This is a genomic window from Cupriavidus pauculus (assembly GCF_002858765.1).
In the GTDB taxonomy this organism is placed as follows: Bacteria; Pseudomonadota; Gammaproteobacteria; order Burkholderiales; family Burkholderiaceae; genus Cupriavidus; species Cupriavidus pauculus_B.
In genome coordinates this window covers 190,074-202,792 of the sequence record NZ_PJRP01000002.1, presented here as the reverse complement: position 1 = coordinate 202,792, position 12,719 = coordinate 190,074, and the positions used below count along the sequence as shown (strand labels likewise).

At 67.5% G+C, this 12,719-nt stretch carries 9 protein-coding genes; 3 read left to right on the top strand and 6 right to left on the bottom strand.

Annotated elements, in window-relative coordinates:
- Positions 1–2: 2 nt before the first annotated feature.
- Positions 3–290 carry an acylphosphatase gene (locus tag CYJ10_RS05765; RefSeq protein ID WP_101680565.1) on the bottom strand — a complete coding sequence of 96 codons (288 nt, stop codon included), beginning with the start codon at positions 288–290 and terminating at the stop codon, positions 3–5.
- A 100-nt stretch (positions 291–390) separates the two neighbouring features.
- Between CYJ10_RS05765 and CYJ10_RS05760 the strand changes: the two genes are divergently transcribed.
- Complete coding sequence (locus tag CYJ10_RS05760) at positions 391–2,136, top strand: ABC transporter permease (RefSeq protein WP_101680564.1); 1,746 nt, start codon at positions 391–393, stop codon at positions 2,134–2,136.
- A 36-nt stretch (positions 2,137–2,172) separates the two neighbouring features.
- The gene (locus CYJ10_RS05755; protein WP_101680563.1) at positions 2,173–3,504 is read left to right on the top strand and encodes an ABC transporter ATP-binding protein; all 1,332 of its coding nucleotides are present in this window, start codon (positions 2,173–2,175) and stop codon (positions 3,502–3,504) included.
- A gap of 61 nt (positions 3,505–3,565) precedes the next feature.
- On the opposite strand, the gene CYJ10_RS05750 is transcribed toward CYJ10_RS05755, so the two are convergent.
- From CYJ10_RS05750 to CYJ10_RS05730, 5 genes are all read right to left on the bottom strand, one after another.
- Positions 3,566–5,968 (bottom strand): FUSC family protein, encoded by a 2,403-nt coding sequence (locus CYJ10_RS05750; RefSeq protein ID WP_101680562.1) that lies wholly within the window; start codon positions 5,966–5,968, stop codon positions 3,566–3,568.
- Positions 5,969–6,065: 97 nt separating this feature from the next.
- Positions 6,066–7,880, bottom strand: a complete 1,815-nt coding sequence (locus tag CYJ10_RS05745; protein ID WP_101680561.1) for a M61 family metallopeptidase — start codon at positions 7,878–7,880, stop codon at positions 6,066–6,068.
- A gap of 62 nt (positions 7,881–7,942) precedes the next feature.
- Positions 7,943–8,947 (bottom strand): acrylyl-CoA reductase (NADPH), encoded by a 1,005-nt coding sequence (acuI, locus tag CYJ10_RS05740; RefSeq protein ID WP_101680560.1) that lies wholly within the window; start codon positions 8,945–8,947, stop codon positions 7,943–7,945.
- Between the two features lie 106 nt (positions 8,948–9,053).
- A complete protein-coding gene (locus CYJ10_RS05735) occupies positions 9,054–9,812 on the bottom strand; it encodes a DsbC family protein (RefSeq protein ID WP_101680559.1) in 759 nt (252 codons plus the stop codon).
- A 169-nt stretch (positions 9,813–9,981) separates the two neighbouring features.
- On the bottom strand, positions 9,982–11,241 hold the full coding sequence (locus tag CYJ10_RS05730; protein ID WP_101680558.1) for a UbiH/UbiF family hydroxylase: 1,260 nt from the start codon (positions 11,239–11,241) through the stop codon (positions 9,982–9,984).
- A 186-nt stretch (positions 11,242–11,427) separates the two neighbouring features.
- Between CYJ10_RS05730 and ychF the strand changes: the two genes are divergently transcribed.
- The gene (gene ychF / locus CYJ10_RS05725; protein ID WP_101680557.1) at positions 11,428–12,519 is read left to right on the top strand and encodes a redox-regulated ATPase YchF; all 1,092 of its coding nucleotides are present in this window, start codon (positions 11,428–11,430) and stop codon (positions 12,517–12,519) included.
- Positions 12,520–12,719: the final 200 nt, after the last annotated feature.

Sequence of the window (12,719 nt, the reverse complement as noted above, 5' to 3'; positions counted from 1 at the left end):
ACCTAAACCGTCGTGCGCCACTCAAAGCCGTCGAAGGTTTCGGGCGGCGCGGTCTTCACTTCGACGCGCAACACCTGCGCGGCCGGCGGGCCCTGCTCCATCCATAGCTGCAGTGCTTCGAGGTGCTCCCGCGAGCCCGTGGCGATGACTTCCACCGTGCCATCCATGCGGTTGCGCACCCATCCGCCCAGCCCCAGCGCCCTGGCCCGGTCCGCACAGTTGCCGCGGTAGCCCACGCCCTGCACGCGGCCATGGGCTACCAGCTGCCAGGTTTCCGTCGATACTGTCATGATTCGTTTCATTCCCTAGGTAAACTACCTAGCCCGGTTGGGCGTTAGGACTTCAGCATACGATGCCTTCGCGGCATCGAACACCACCGAGGCCGCGCCCATGCCACCAACGCCCAACAACAACCAAGCGCCCGGCTACGTCGGCCCGCTGCTGACCGCCCCGCCGAACCGCTTCGACCTCGCGCTGCTGCCAATCATCCTGGCCGCCATCGTTATCGTGGCCTATGCCGCACGCCAGATGGACGTGCCGTACCAGCCGGGCGAGTCACTGGCCATCCATCTGGATGTGGCCTGGCTGCCCTACTACCTGATGCGCACCAGCATCCGTATGCTGGCCGCGCTGGGCGCGTCGCTGGTGTTCTCTTTCGCGTTTGCCGCGCTGGCCTCGCGCAGCCGCACCGCCGAAAAAGTGATGGTACCGGCACTGGACATTCTCCAGTCGATCCCGGTCCTGGGCTTCCTGTCGATCACCGTTACCGGCTTCATCGCGCTGTTCCCCGGCAACCTGGCCGGCGTGGAATGCGCGGCCATCTTCGCGATCTTTACCTCGCAGGCCTGGAACATGGCGTTCAGCCTGTACCAGTCTTTCCGCACGATTCCTGGTGACCTGCTCGAAGCGGCGGCCATGTTCCGGCTCTCGCCGTGGCAGCGGTTCTGGCGGCTTGAAGTGCCCTACGCCATGCCGGGCCTGCTGTGGAACATGATGATGTCGATGTCCGGCGGCTGGTTCTTCGTGGTGGCGTCCGAGGCCATTGCGGTGTCCGGCCACGATATCCGCCTGCCCGGCATCGGCTCGTATATCGCCCTGGCCATCCAGCAGCAGGACCTGACCGCCATCGGCTGGGCGATCCTGGCGATGCTGGTCGGCATCGTACTTTATGACCAGTTCCTGTTCCGTCCGCTGGTGGCCTGGGCAGACCGTTTCCGCTTCGAGACGCTGGCGCAGGACACCGTGCCACAGTCGTGGCTGCTCAATCTGCTGCGCCGCTCGGCCTGGGTGCATGCGCTGCTGAAGCGTACCGCCGCCCTGGCCGGCCGCACGCTGGCCTGGAGCGCGCGCCATCGCAACGTGGTGGCGTTGCCCGCCGCGCCGGTGCGCTGGGCGCCGTGGCTGGATCGGCTGCGCGACGCCATCATTATCGGCATCGCCCTGGCCGCGCTGTATCGCGTGTTCCACTTCGTCCACAGCGAGGTGGGCTGGGCCGAGGCCGCGCACGTGCTGTGGCTGGGCACGCTGACCATGGTGCGCGTGGTCGTGCTGATCGCGCTGGCCGCGCTGGTCTGGGTGCCGGTGGGCATCCGCATCGGGCTCAACCCGTCGCTGGCGCGGATCGCCCAGCCGATCGCCCAGTTCCTGGCCGCCTTCCCGGCCAACCTGATGTTCCCGCTGGCCGTGATGGCCATCGCCCGGTTCGGCCTGAACCCCGAGATCTGGCTCAGTCCGCTGATGATCTTTGGCACGCAGTGGTACATCCTGTTCAATGTGGTGGCCGGCGCGTCGGGCATTCCCACCGAACTGCGACTGGCCGCGCGCAACGTCGGGCTCAAGGGCTGGCTGATGTGGCGGCGCTTCCTGGTGCCGGCGGTGTTTCCGAGCCTGCTGACCGGGCTGGTGACGGCGGCCGGCGGGTCGTGGAATGCGAGCATCGTGTCCGAATACGTGACCTGGGGCGACCGCACACTGGTGGCCACGGGCCTGGGCAGCTACATCGCCGAAATGACCGCGCGCGGCGACTTCCCGCGCATCGCGCTGGGCATCGGCGTGATGGCGCTGTTCGTGGTGGGCTTTAACCGGCTGCTGTGGAACCGGCTCTACGACCTGGCGCAGGCGCGCACCCGGCTCTGAACGCCGGCATGAACGACCGGAACTAAGGAAATTACGATGGCACTGCAAGACAACGCCCGTCCGGTGATCGACCTGCGCGGCGTGGGCAAGATGTTCCGCACCGCCGACCACACCGACCGCGCCGTGCTCGAAGGCGTGAACCTGACTCTGCGCGAAGGCGAGATCGTGGCCATGCTGGGCAAGTCGGGCTCCGGCAAGTCCACGCTGCTGCGCATCATGGCCGGCCTGGTCGGCGCGGATCGTGGCGAGGTGCATTTTCGTGGCCAGCGGCTGGCCGGCACGGCCGAAGGCATCGCGATGGTGTTCCAGTCGTTCGCGCTGTTCCCGTGGCTGACCGTGCAGCAGAACGTGGAACTGGGGCTCGAAGCGCAGGGCGTGGCCAAGGCCGAGCGCACGCGCCGCGCCGAGGCGGCCATCGACATGATCGGGCTGTCCGGCTTCAACAGTGCGCTGCCGCGCGAGCTGTCAGGCGGCATGCGCCAGCGCGTGGGCATTGCGCGTGCGCTGGTGACCGAGCCCGACCTGCTGCTGATGGACGAGGCGTTCTCCGCACTGGACGTGCTGACCGGCGAGACGCTGCGCGACGAAATGCTCGACCTCTGGGAATCGGGCCGCGCCAACATCAAGAGCATCCTGATCGTGTCGCACAACATCGAGGAAGCGGTGATGATGGCCGACCGCATCGTGATTCTGTCGAGCGATCCGGGCCGGGTGCGCGCCGAGGTGCCGGTGCCGTTTCCGCGTCCGCGCAACCGCGACGACGCGCAGGTGCGCGCGCTGGTCGACGAGGTCTACACGCTGATGACGTCGCCCGCCGCACTGGGGCCGCGCGTGCCGGCGCTGGCCGCCGCGCAGATCGGCTATCGCCTGCCGGACGCCGACATCAGCCAGATGGAAGCCGTGCTCGACCTGCTGCACGAGTCGCCGTTCTTCGGCCGCGCCGACCTGCCGCACCTGGCCGAGGAAGCCGGCCTGACCGACGACGACCTGCTGCCCGCGTGCGAAGCGATGCAGCTGCTGGGCCTGGCCACCATCGAGCGCGGCGACATCACGGCCACGGCGCTGGGCCGCAGTTACTACGAGACCGAGCCGCCCGAGCGCAAGGTGGTGTTCGGCAAGCAGTTGCTGGCGCATGTGGCGCTGGCCGCCCATATCCGGCGCGAACTGGAGCAGAGCGAGAACGGCGACGTTGGCGAAGAGGCGATCCTGCGTGCGATGGAGGCCTACCTGAAGGCCGACGAAGCCGAGCGCGTGCTCAAGATCGCGATCGACTGGGGCCGGTATGGCGAGGTGTATGGCTACTCGTTCAATAGCGGGATGCTGACGTTGCCGGAGGCACAGGACGACGACGCGATGCCGCAGGGCTGAGGCTTGCGCTCCCCTCTCCCGCCCGCGGGAGAGGGGAGCAGGTCCAAGGTAGTTCAAGCAATCAGTTCTTCAGCGGCACCCGGATCGCCCGGCCGATCGCCCCGGTCCGCAGCGCGATCTTGGCGGCATCCTCGCGCAGCGCGCGCAGGCGCCGTTCCAGCAGCGCATTGGCGGCGCGGCCCGACGCGCTGGCCGACGTGGCCGCATGCTGGTCCTGCGACTTCTGCAGCGGCTCGTTGGCGCCGATTTCGCCGGCGGCGGCCGCCTGGGCCAGGACATCGGCCTTGCGCCGGTCCGCCGAATCGGCGATGCGGGCGCGCCGCTCGCTGGCTTCGTCGTCCGATAGCTGTTGCGCCAATGCGGGCGTCGCAGCCCCGGCCGTGGCCGATGACGGCACGGCTTCATGCACCAGCCCCACCCCTGCCACCGCCGTCTCGGCCGGCGTGCGAATAAAGCCGGCGCCACGCGGGCCGTGCCGTTCCTCACCCGCCAACCGCTCGCTGGCCAGCGTCAGCGACCGCAGCGCGGCATTGGTGGCCTGCTCGATCGCGCTCTCCGCCGCCGGGACATCCATCTCGCCATAGTGCTGCCGCACCTGGATACGTGCCGCCGCCACGTGCGCCGCCACCAGATAGTTCTGCACGATGAAGCGGCTCAGGTTGTCCACGGCGCGATGCCGGCTGCGCGGTTCGTCGAGCATCCGCTGGAACGATCCGATCAGCGCCGACAGGTTGTCCATGAACTGCTTGCGCTGCACGCGATAGGCAAAATCGTCCTTGGCCTTGCGGATCAGCAGGTCGCGCGTGGCCGCGATATAGCGGCGGTTGGCCTGCAGCACGTTCTCGACCAGCTTCGGGATCGCCCGGTATTCCCAGCTAGGTAGTACAAAGCTGAAAATCGACGCGATGATGCCGCCGATCACGGTGTCCACCAGCCGCTCGCCCACCACCGTCTGGCTGCCCGGGATCAGCAGGTTGATCTGGATGAGCACCTGGATACAGGCGGCGATGGCCGTATAGCGATATTTGATCTGCACGAACGCGGCACTGGCCACCAGCGCCAGGTACAGGATGCCGATCAGCAGCAGCGGCTCGTGGACCCAGCGCAGGATGCCCACGCTGACGATGCAGCCGATCAGCGTACCGATCAGGCGGTCGTTGTAGCGCTGCTTGGTCATGCTGAAGTTCGGCTTCAGGATCACGACGATGGTGAGCAGGATCCAGTAGCTGTGCGACGCATACGGCAGGCGATCGCCCAGCCACAGCCCCACCGCCACCGCCATGGTGATGCGCAGCGCGAAGCGGAAGGCGGGCGAGCGCCAGTGCAGGTTGTCGCGCACCACGCCGAATTCGTATTTCTGCCGTGTCAGGAACGGCGTCATGTCCGAGCCCGGCAGCACTTGGGCGGGCTCCACCGGCGTGCGCGACGCCTCGTGCAGCTGGCCCACCAGCGTGATGGCGCCGCGGATCATTTCCAGCGTGTCGCGCAGTGCGGTCATCGCGGCCGGCGACACATGGTGATGGCGCAGCTGCTCGATCTCCTCCTCCACCTTGCGCAGGTCCGGACGATAGTTGAAGGCGCTGTACGAAGGCCGGCCGCGTGTGACGTCGTAGGCAATTTCCTCCAGATCCTTGCACAGGCCCAGCACCAGCCGGCGCAACCCGTCCAGCACCGGCGTGCCGCCAAAGGTCTGGCGCAGCAGCGCGTAGTCGGTATTGGTCGACAGCAGGTACTCGTAGAAGTCGAGCATGCGCAGGTGTACCTGCACCAGCAGCCCGTCATGCGGCGTCTTGTTGCCACGCAGCACCATGTCGCGCGCCGCCTGCTGGCGCTCGGCCACCACGATCTGCTGGCGCACCAGCTGGTTGAACTGCTCGTCGTAATCGGTGCCGGCGTCGTAGAAGGCGGCCTTGATCTCCAGGTAGCCGGCCATCTCATATAGCGATTCCGCCAGAATCTGCTGGCGCGTGCGGCGCTCCATGATCCAGCTGACGGTCATCGCATACAGCAGGTAGCCCAGCGCGCCCGCGCCGAACAGCGTGGAGTGCTCCAGCGCCTTGCGTACCACAAATTCCTCGTTGACCGTCAGCGTCATGACGAACAGCATCGAGAACTGCAGCGGCATGGTCTTGTTGCCGTAGACCGTCATCATGCCGGCCAGGAATGTCACCAGCACCAGCACGAACGGCATCACGCGCGGAAACGGCGTGGCCAGCGCCACCAGCGCGGTCACGGCCGTACACAGCAGCACGCTGGCCAGCATCTCGTTGAACTTGTGCGGCAGCGGGCTGGGCAGATCCATCAGGCTCGTGCAGAGCGCGCCCACCGACACCACCATGGCGCTTGGCAGGTCCATGATCTGCATCGCGATCAGCGTCAGGCCGATCACGCCCGTGGCGGATCGCAGGCCACGGTAGATGTAATGCGAAAACAGGAATGTGCGGGGGTCGTGCGCGTATTCCATGGGGCGGAGGCTAGAAGCCAGACAGAAACGGATGAATTGGGAGCGAGCGGGGAGCGGGCGCCGTCACCATGATGGCCACGGCGCCGTGACAGGCAGGTTACTGGCCCAGCCAGCGCGCTCGCCCCGCATGCTTGCCCGGTTCCAGCTTGACCTTGTACTGCGTGGCCGGCTCGCGCGCCAGCGTCACCGGCAGCACCTGCAGTTCGTCGCGCCGGAACACGTGCAGTTCGGCCCGGTCGCCTGGACGATAACGCGACAACAGCTTGTCGAGCTGGCCCGGCGCCACGCGCAGGCCATCCACGGCTGCGATCAGGTCGCCCGCCGACAGGCCGGCCCGCTGGCCCGCGCCGCCGTCGAGCACCTGGCTCACGCGTACCCAGCCATCATCGGTACGGGTCTTGATGCCCAGCGCGGCGCTGCCGTTCGGCTTCTGCGGCTCGACCACGATGCCGAAGTCGCGGAACAGTGCCGGCAGCCCGATCTCATCGGTGCCTTCGGTCAGCGCGCGCAGCAGCTTGCCCAGGCGCAGGCCGGTCACGTCGTCGCACAGCGCGTGCACCTCGGCTTCGGTCACGCCGCGCTGGTGGGCGCCCGGCGCGTAGAAGTCGCGGCCATAGCGTTGCCACAGCGCGCGCATGATGTCGTCCAGCGACCGGCGTCCGCGCGTCTTCTCGCGAATCGTCAGGTCCAGTGCCAGCGCCACCAACGACCCCTTGGTGTAATAGCTGACGATGGCATTCGGCGCGTTCTCGTCCTGGCGATAGTATTTCGTCCAGGCATCGAAGGCGCTTTCGGCCACGCTCTGCTTGGTTCGGCCGTTGCCGCGCAGCACGCCGTTCCAGGTCTTGGCCAGCATGTCCACGTATTGCTGCTCGGTGACCAGCCCGGTGCGCACCAGGATCAGGTCGTCGTAGTAGCTGGTGAAGCCCTCGAACAGCCACAGCAGCGGCGTGTAGGTTTCCTGCGTCAGGTCGTACGGCACGTACGCCGCCGGCTTGATGCGCTTGACGTTCCAGGTGTGGAAGTACTCGTGGCTGCATAGGCCCAGGAAGGTGCGATAGCCCTCGCTGGTCTCGCTGTTGCCGCGCACCGGCAGGTCGTTGCGCGCGCACATCAGCGCCGTGCTGGCCCGGTGCTCCAGGCCGCCATAGCCATCGGTGGTGACCATCGTCATGAAGACGTAGCGTCGATTGCTGTCCAGGAACGGCGCGCGGGCCGAGCGCGGCTCGAACAACCTGATCTGCGCCTCGCAGATCAGCTTCAGGTCGCGGCAGATGCGTGCCATGTCCAGCTGCGGCACGCGGCCGGTGAACACCACGTCGTGCTGCGCGCCGCAGGCGCGGAAGGTGCCCAGCGCGAACGTGCCCATCTCCACGGGGTGATCGATCAGCGCGTCGTAGTCGGCCGCCTGGTAGCGGCCAAACCCGTAGCGGCGCGCACCGCCCGGGCCGCGTGCCTCGGGCAGCGCCGTGGCCACGCGCCAGTCGGCATAGGCCTCGCCGGCGGGCGGATGGATGTCGACCGTGCACGGCTGCGCGTCCTGCCCCACCACGCGCAGGAACACCGAACTGCCGTTGTAGAAGCCGTGGGTGGTATCCAGGTGCGCGCTGCGCACCGACAGGTCCCATGCATAGACTTCGTAACTCAGCGTCAGCGGGCCGGCCTGCGGCGGCAGCGGCGCGGCCTGCCAGGTCTGCTTGTCCAGCTTGGTCAGCGGCACGCGCACGCGGCCCGCATCGGCGCGGATGCGGACGATGTTGCGTGCGAAATCCCTGATCATGTAGCTGCCCGGGATCCAAGCGGGCAGCGTGAAGACCTGGCCGGCCGGGTCGGGAACATCCACCGTCACGGTCACGGCGAACAGGTGGGCTTCCGGTTGAAGCGGGGCGATGGCGTAGCGGATCGGGGTCATGGTCACGATTGTAGCGTCACGCCCCGGACCTCCCGGGACGTGCGATGTCTCCGAACCGCGCGTCAGCCGTTCACATCGACGACGACGCGCCCGCGCATGCCACCTTCCATGATCTTGCGGGCCGCCTCGATGGCCTCGCCCAGCCGGATCTCGCGCGTGATGGCCTGCAGGCGGTCGGGCGCCAGGTCTTGCGCCAGCCGCTTCCACGCCGTCTCGCGCAGCGGCATCGCCGCCATCACGCTGTCGATGCCGGCCAGCGTCACGCCGCGCAGGATGAACGGCGCCACCGACGCGGGAAAATCCATGCCCTGCGCCAGCCCGCACGCGGTCACCACGCCGCCGTAGCGCACCTGGGCGCACGCATTGACCAGCGTGTGCGAGCCCACCGAATCCACCACGGCCGCCCAGCGCTCTTTCTGCAGCGGCTTGCCGGGCACGCCCAGTTCGGCGCGGTCGATCACGTCGGCAGCGCCCAGCGCGCGCAGAAAGTCGGCTTCGGACGTCTTGCCCGTCGACGCCGTCACGCGATACCCGAGCTTCGACAGGATGGCGATCGCCACCGAGCCCACGCCGCCCGACGCGCCGGTCACCAGCACGTCGCCATCGCCGGGCCGCACCGGCCCGTTCACGCCGCCGCGCTCCAGCGCCAGCACTGACAGCATGGCCGTATAGCCAGCCGTGCCGATGGCCATGGCCTGGCGCGTGGTGAAGGCATCGGGCAACTTCACGAGCCAGTCGCCCTTGAGCCGGGCGCGCTGCGCCAGGCAGCCCCAGTGCGCTTCGCCCACGCCGTAGCCGTTCAGCACCACGCGGTCGCCGGTCTTCCAGCGCGCGTCGCCGGATTCCAGCACCGTGCCGGCGCCGTCGATGCCGGCCACCATCGGCCACTGGCGCACCACGGGCGAGCGGCCCGTGATCGCCAGGCCGTCCTTGAAATTGATCGTCGAATAGTCGACGGCCACCAGCACGTTGCCGTCCGCGGGCAACTGGCTTTCGTCGAGCTGGGCGATCTGCGCCTGCGTGGACTTGTCGTCGGCCTGGGTCAGCAGCAAAGCCTGGAACGTCATGATGGTGTCTCCCGCTTCTTGTGGATGGACGGAGGGCGTCCGGAAATGAAAAACGGCCGGACAGTGCCGGCCGTTCCTGACAGCCGGCTGGGGTCCGGCGTCGTGGTTATTTCTTGAGGCTTGCGAGCTTGCGCTCCAGCGTGGCGGCATCCGCCGCGCCCGGGATACGCGTGCCGTCGGTAAAGAACACCGCCGGCGTGCCCGAGATATTCAGGCTCTGGCCCAGGGCCAGGTTGTCGTCGATCGGCGTCTTGCAACTGCCGTTGCCCACCAGCGCCACGTGGTTCAGCATCCAGTCGCGCCACACCTTGGTGCGGTCCGACGCACACCAGACCTGCTTGGCCTTGACCGACGAGTCCGGCGACAGCACCGGGTACAGGAAGGTGTAGACCGTGATGTTGTCCATCTGCTGGAAGGTCTGCTCGATCTTCTTGCAGTACCCGCAGTTCGGATCCGAGAACACGGCCACGGAGCGGCTGCCGTCGCCCTTGGTCCACTTGATGGCGCGCGTCAGCGGCAGGTCCGACCACTTGATCTTGTTGATCTCGGCCAGGCGCTCTTCGGTCAGGTTGGTATTGGTCTTGGTATCGATCAGCTCGCCGTTGAGGATGTAGCGACCGGTGGAGTCCGTATAGACCAGCTGGCCGCCGACGTTGACCTCGAAGAGGCCCGGCACCGGTGCGCGGGTCACGCTCTTCACCTCGGCGCGGCCGCCCAGCATCTTCTGGATCGACTGCTTGATCTTGTCCGTGCCCGGTTCGTCCGCGGCCAGCGCGTGAAGGGCATAGCCCGCTGCGGCCACGCCGCTGGCAAAGGCGGCGATCGCGGCAAAGCGTGCGGATCGGCGGCGGAACAGTTGCAACATATTGACTCCAGGTAACGATATGCCGGTCAGTGTGCCGGCTTTGCATGTCATCGGTAAATCGTCGACCAGCGGGATTGGCCGCATCCGGCGTGCCGATGGCGAGATTGTCGCGCTTTCCGCGCGATTCGGGGTATCGGCGTGTCCAGGGCGCCCCGACCAGCGGGTCGCGCTACCCGAGCGCGCGGCCGATCAGGAACCGCTTCAGCAGCCCCTGGCTGCCCACCGTGCGGATGCCCAGGTTGCGCATCAGCCGAGCCGGCGTGCCGGGCAGCGAGAACAGCCGGTGCAGGCCGTCCGTGGCCGCCGTCAGCGACAGCAGATCGGTGGTCCGGGCCCGCTCGTAGCGGCGTAGCAGGCGCAGGTCGCCCTCGTGACGGAACGACTCTTTGTCGGCCATCACCCGCCCAAGTTCCACCACGTCGCGCAGGCCCAGGTTCATGCCCTGCCCGGCCAGCGGATGCACCACGTGCGCCGCATCGCCCACCAGCGCCACGTGCGGCTGGGCAAAGTGATCTGCCCGCTGCAACACCAGCGGAAAACCCTGTGCCGGCGTGATGCAGCGCAGCGCGCCAAACCGGGCGCCCACGGCGCCGCTGGCCACCTGTGCCACCGTGGCGGCCAGGGCTTCGGGGGTCAGGGCCAGCAGGTCGCGGGCATGGGCCTCGTCGGCCGACCAGACCATCGACACCCGGTTGCCGGGCAGCGGCAGCATGGCAAGAATCTCGCCATTGGCCGATTCCTCGTCGGCCATCAGTTTTTCGGGGCAGCCCAAGAACCACTGCCAGGCCGTTTCCTGATGCGGCAGTTCGCAGCGGAAGTTGGCCACCACGCCCAACTGGCGATAGCGCCGTTGCGTGGTGCCGATATGGCACTCCTGGCGCACCCACGACCGCGCACCGTCGGCGCCCACCAGGCAGTTGGCGCGCACGCGCTCGCCGCTGGCCAGCGTGAGCGTCACGCCGTCGACGTCGCGCTCAAGGTGTTCGGCGGTGTCGTCGAACCATTTCACCTGATGCTGGAAGCGCAGCGCGGTATCGAGCACACGCTCCACGTGGCCCGATTCGATAATCCAGGCCAGTTGGGGCACGGCAGCGGCATAGGCCGAGAAATGGAGGTCGCCATGGGGCGAGGGGTCGGTCTCGCACGCGCTTTCGTCGCCATAGACGCGCATGTCGCGCACCGGCTGCACGCGCGCCGGGTCCAGGGCCTCCCAGACCCGCAGCCGCTCCAGCAGCGCCTGCGAACTGGCCGAGAACGCGTAGATACGGCTGTCCCAGTAATCGTCGGTGCGCGCGGTGTCGCCTGCGGGGCGGGGCGCCACCAGCGCCACTTGCATGCCCTGTTGCGCCAGCAGCAGGGCGCAGGCCTTGCCGACAATGCCACCGCCGACCACGGCGATCTGGAAGCGGGAGGAAGGATTCGACGACATCTATTGGGCGGCGGCGCTGGGCGCCGGCACGGCAGGTCCGGACATGGCTGGATTATAGCGACGTGACGGGTGCGACATTGGTGACGCGGCGCAAGGCCGCACTCGCGGCCGCCGGCGTGCATTCCAGCGTCGGCCGGCGCCGCCCATCCGCTAGAATACGGGTTTCGCCATTTTCCGCCTGACACCATGAGCCTCAAATGCGGCATCGTCGGCCTGCCCAACGTCGGCAAGTCCACGCTGTTCAATGCCCTGACGAAAGCCGGCATCGCCGCCGAAAACTATCCGTTCTGCACCATCGAACCCAACGTGGGCGTCGTGGAAGTGCCGGATCCGAGGCTTGCCAAGCTGGCGGAGATCGTCAAGCCCGAGCGCATCCTGCCGGCGACGGTCGAGTTCGTCGACATCGCGGGCCTGGTGGCCGGCGCGTCCAAGGGTGAAGGCCTGGGCAACCAGTTCCTGGCCAACATCCGCGAAACCGATGCCATCACGCACGTGGTGCGCTGCTTCGAGGACGACAACGTGATCCACGTGGCGGGCAAGGTCGATCCGCTGTCGGACATCGAAGTCATCAACACCGAACTGGCGCTGGCCGACCTGGCCACCGTCGAGAAGGCCCTGGCGCGCTATATCAAGCCGGCCCGCGCTGGCGACAAGGAAGCCCTGCGCCTGGTGGCCGTGCTGGAAAAATCCCAGGCCGTGCTGGACCAGGCCAAGGCCGTGCGCACGCTGGACCTGTCCCCGGAAGAATGGGAAGCGCTGCGCCCGTTCTGCCTGATCACCGCCAAGCCCACCATGTATGTGGCCAACGTGCGTGAAGACGGCTTCGAGAACAACCCGCACCTGGACGCCGTGCGCGAGTACGCCAAGACCACGGGTTCGCCGGTGGTGGCCGTCTGCGCCGCCATCGAGGCCGAGATTGCCGACCTGGATGACGCCGACAAGGCCGAATTCCTGGCCGACCTGGGCATGGAAGAGCCGGGACTGGACCGCGTGATCCGCGCCGGCTTCACCCTGCTGGGCCTGCAGACGTATTTCACGGCCGGCGTGAAGGAAGTCCGCGCCTGGACGATCCACGTGGGCGATACCGCCCCGAAGGCTGCCGGCGTGATCCACACCGACTTCGAGCGCGGCTTCATCCGCGCCCAGACCATCGCCTACGCCGACTACATCCAGTTCAAGGGGGAGACGGGCGCCAAGGAAGCCGGCAAGATGCGCGCCGAAGGCAAGGAATATGTGGTGCACGACGGCGACGTGATGAACTTCCTGTTCAACGTCTAAGTCGCACGGGGACGCCGCTCCCCAGCCCGAGCCCGTCGAAATCGCCCGCAACCGTGATGGTCGCGGGCGATTTTCATTTCGGCGGCGCTACGCTATTCGAGCGCGATAAAGAGCACGGCAACGGCGATGATGGCCAGAATGGTTTGGCGGTAGATCGGGGGCATCGGGGGCTCCAGGAAACACGTTGAAGGCGTAGTCCG

Excerpts from the sequence above, each read along its gene's own strand:
- CYJ10_RS05765 (WP_101680565.1), bottom strand. The coding sequence starts at position 290 with ATGACAGTATCGACGGAAACCTGGCAGCTGGTAGCCCATGGCCGCGTG.
- CYJ10_RS05760 (WP_101680564.1), top strand. The coding sequence starts at position 391 with ATGCCACCAACGCCCAACAACAACCAAGCGCCCGGCTACGTCGGCCCG.
- CYJ10_RS05755 (WP_101680563.1), top strand. The coding sequence starts at position 2,173 with ATGGCACTGCAAGACAACGCCCGTCCGGTGATCGACCTGCGCGGCGTG.
- CYJ10_RS05750 (WP_101680562.1), bottom strand. The coding sequence starts at position 5,968 with ATGGAATACGCGCACGACCCCCGCACATTCCTGTTTTCGCATTACATC.
- CYJ10_RS05745 (WP_101680561.1), bottom strand. The coding sequence starts at position 7,880 with ATGACCCCGATCCGCTACGCCATCGCCCCGCTTCAACCGGAAGCCCAC.
- acuI (WP_101680560.1), bottom strand. The coding sequence starts at position 8,947 with ATGACGTTCCAGGCTTTGCTGCTGACCCAGGCCGACGACAAGTCCACG.
- CYJ10_RS05735 (WP_101680559.1), bottom strand. The coding sequence starts at position 9,812 with ATGTTGCAACTGTTCCGCCGCCGATCCGCACGCTTTGCCGCGATCGCC.
- CYJ10_RS05730 (WP_101680558.1), bottom strand. The coding sequence starts at position 11,241 with ATGTCGTCGAATCCTTCCTCCCGCTTCCAGATCGCCGTGGTCGGCGGT.
- ychF (WP_101680557.1), top strand. The coding sequence starts at position 11,428 with ATGAGCCTCAAATGCGGCATCGTCGGCCTGCCCAACGTCGGCAAGTCC.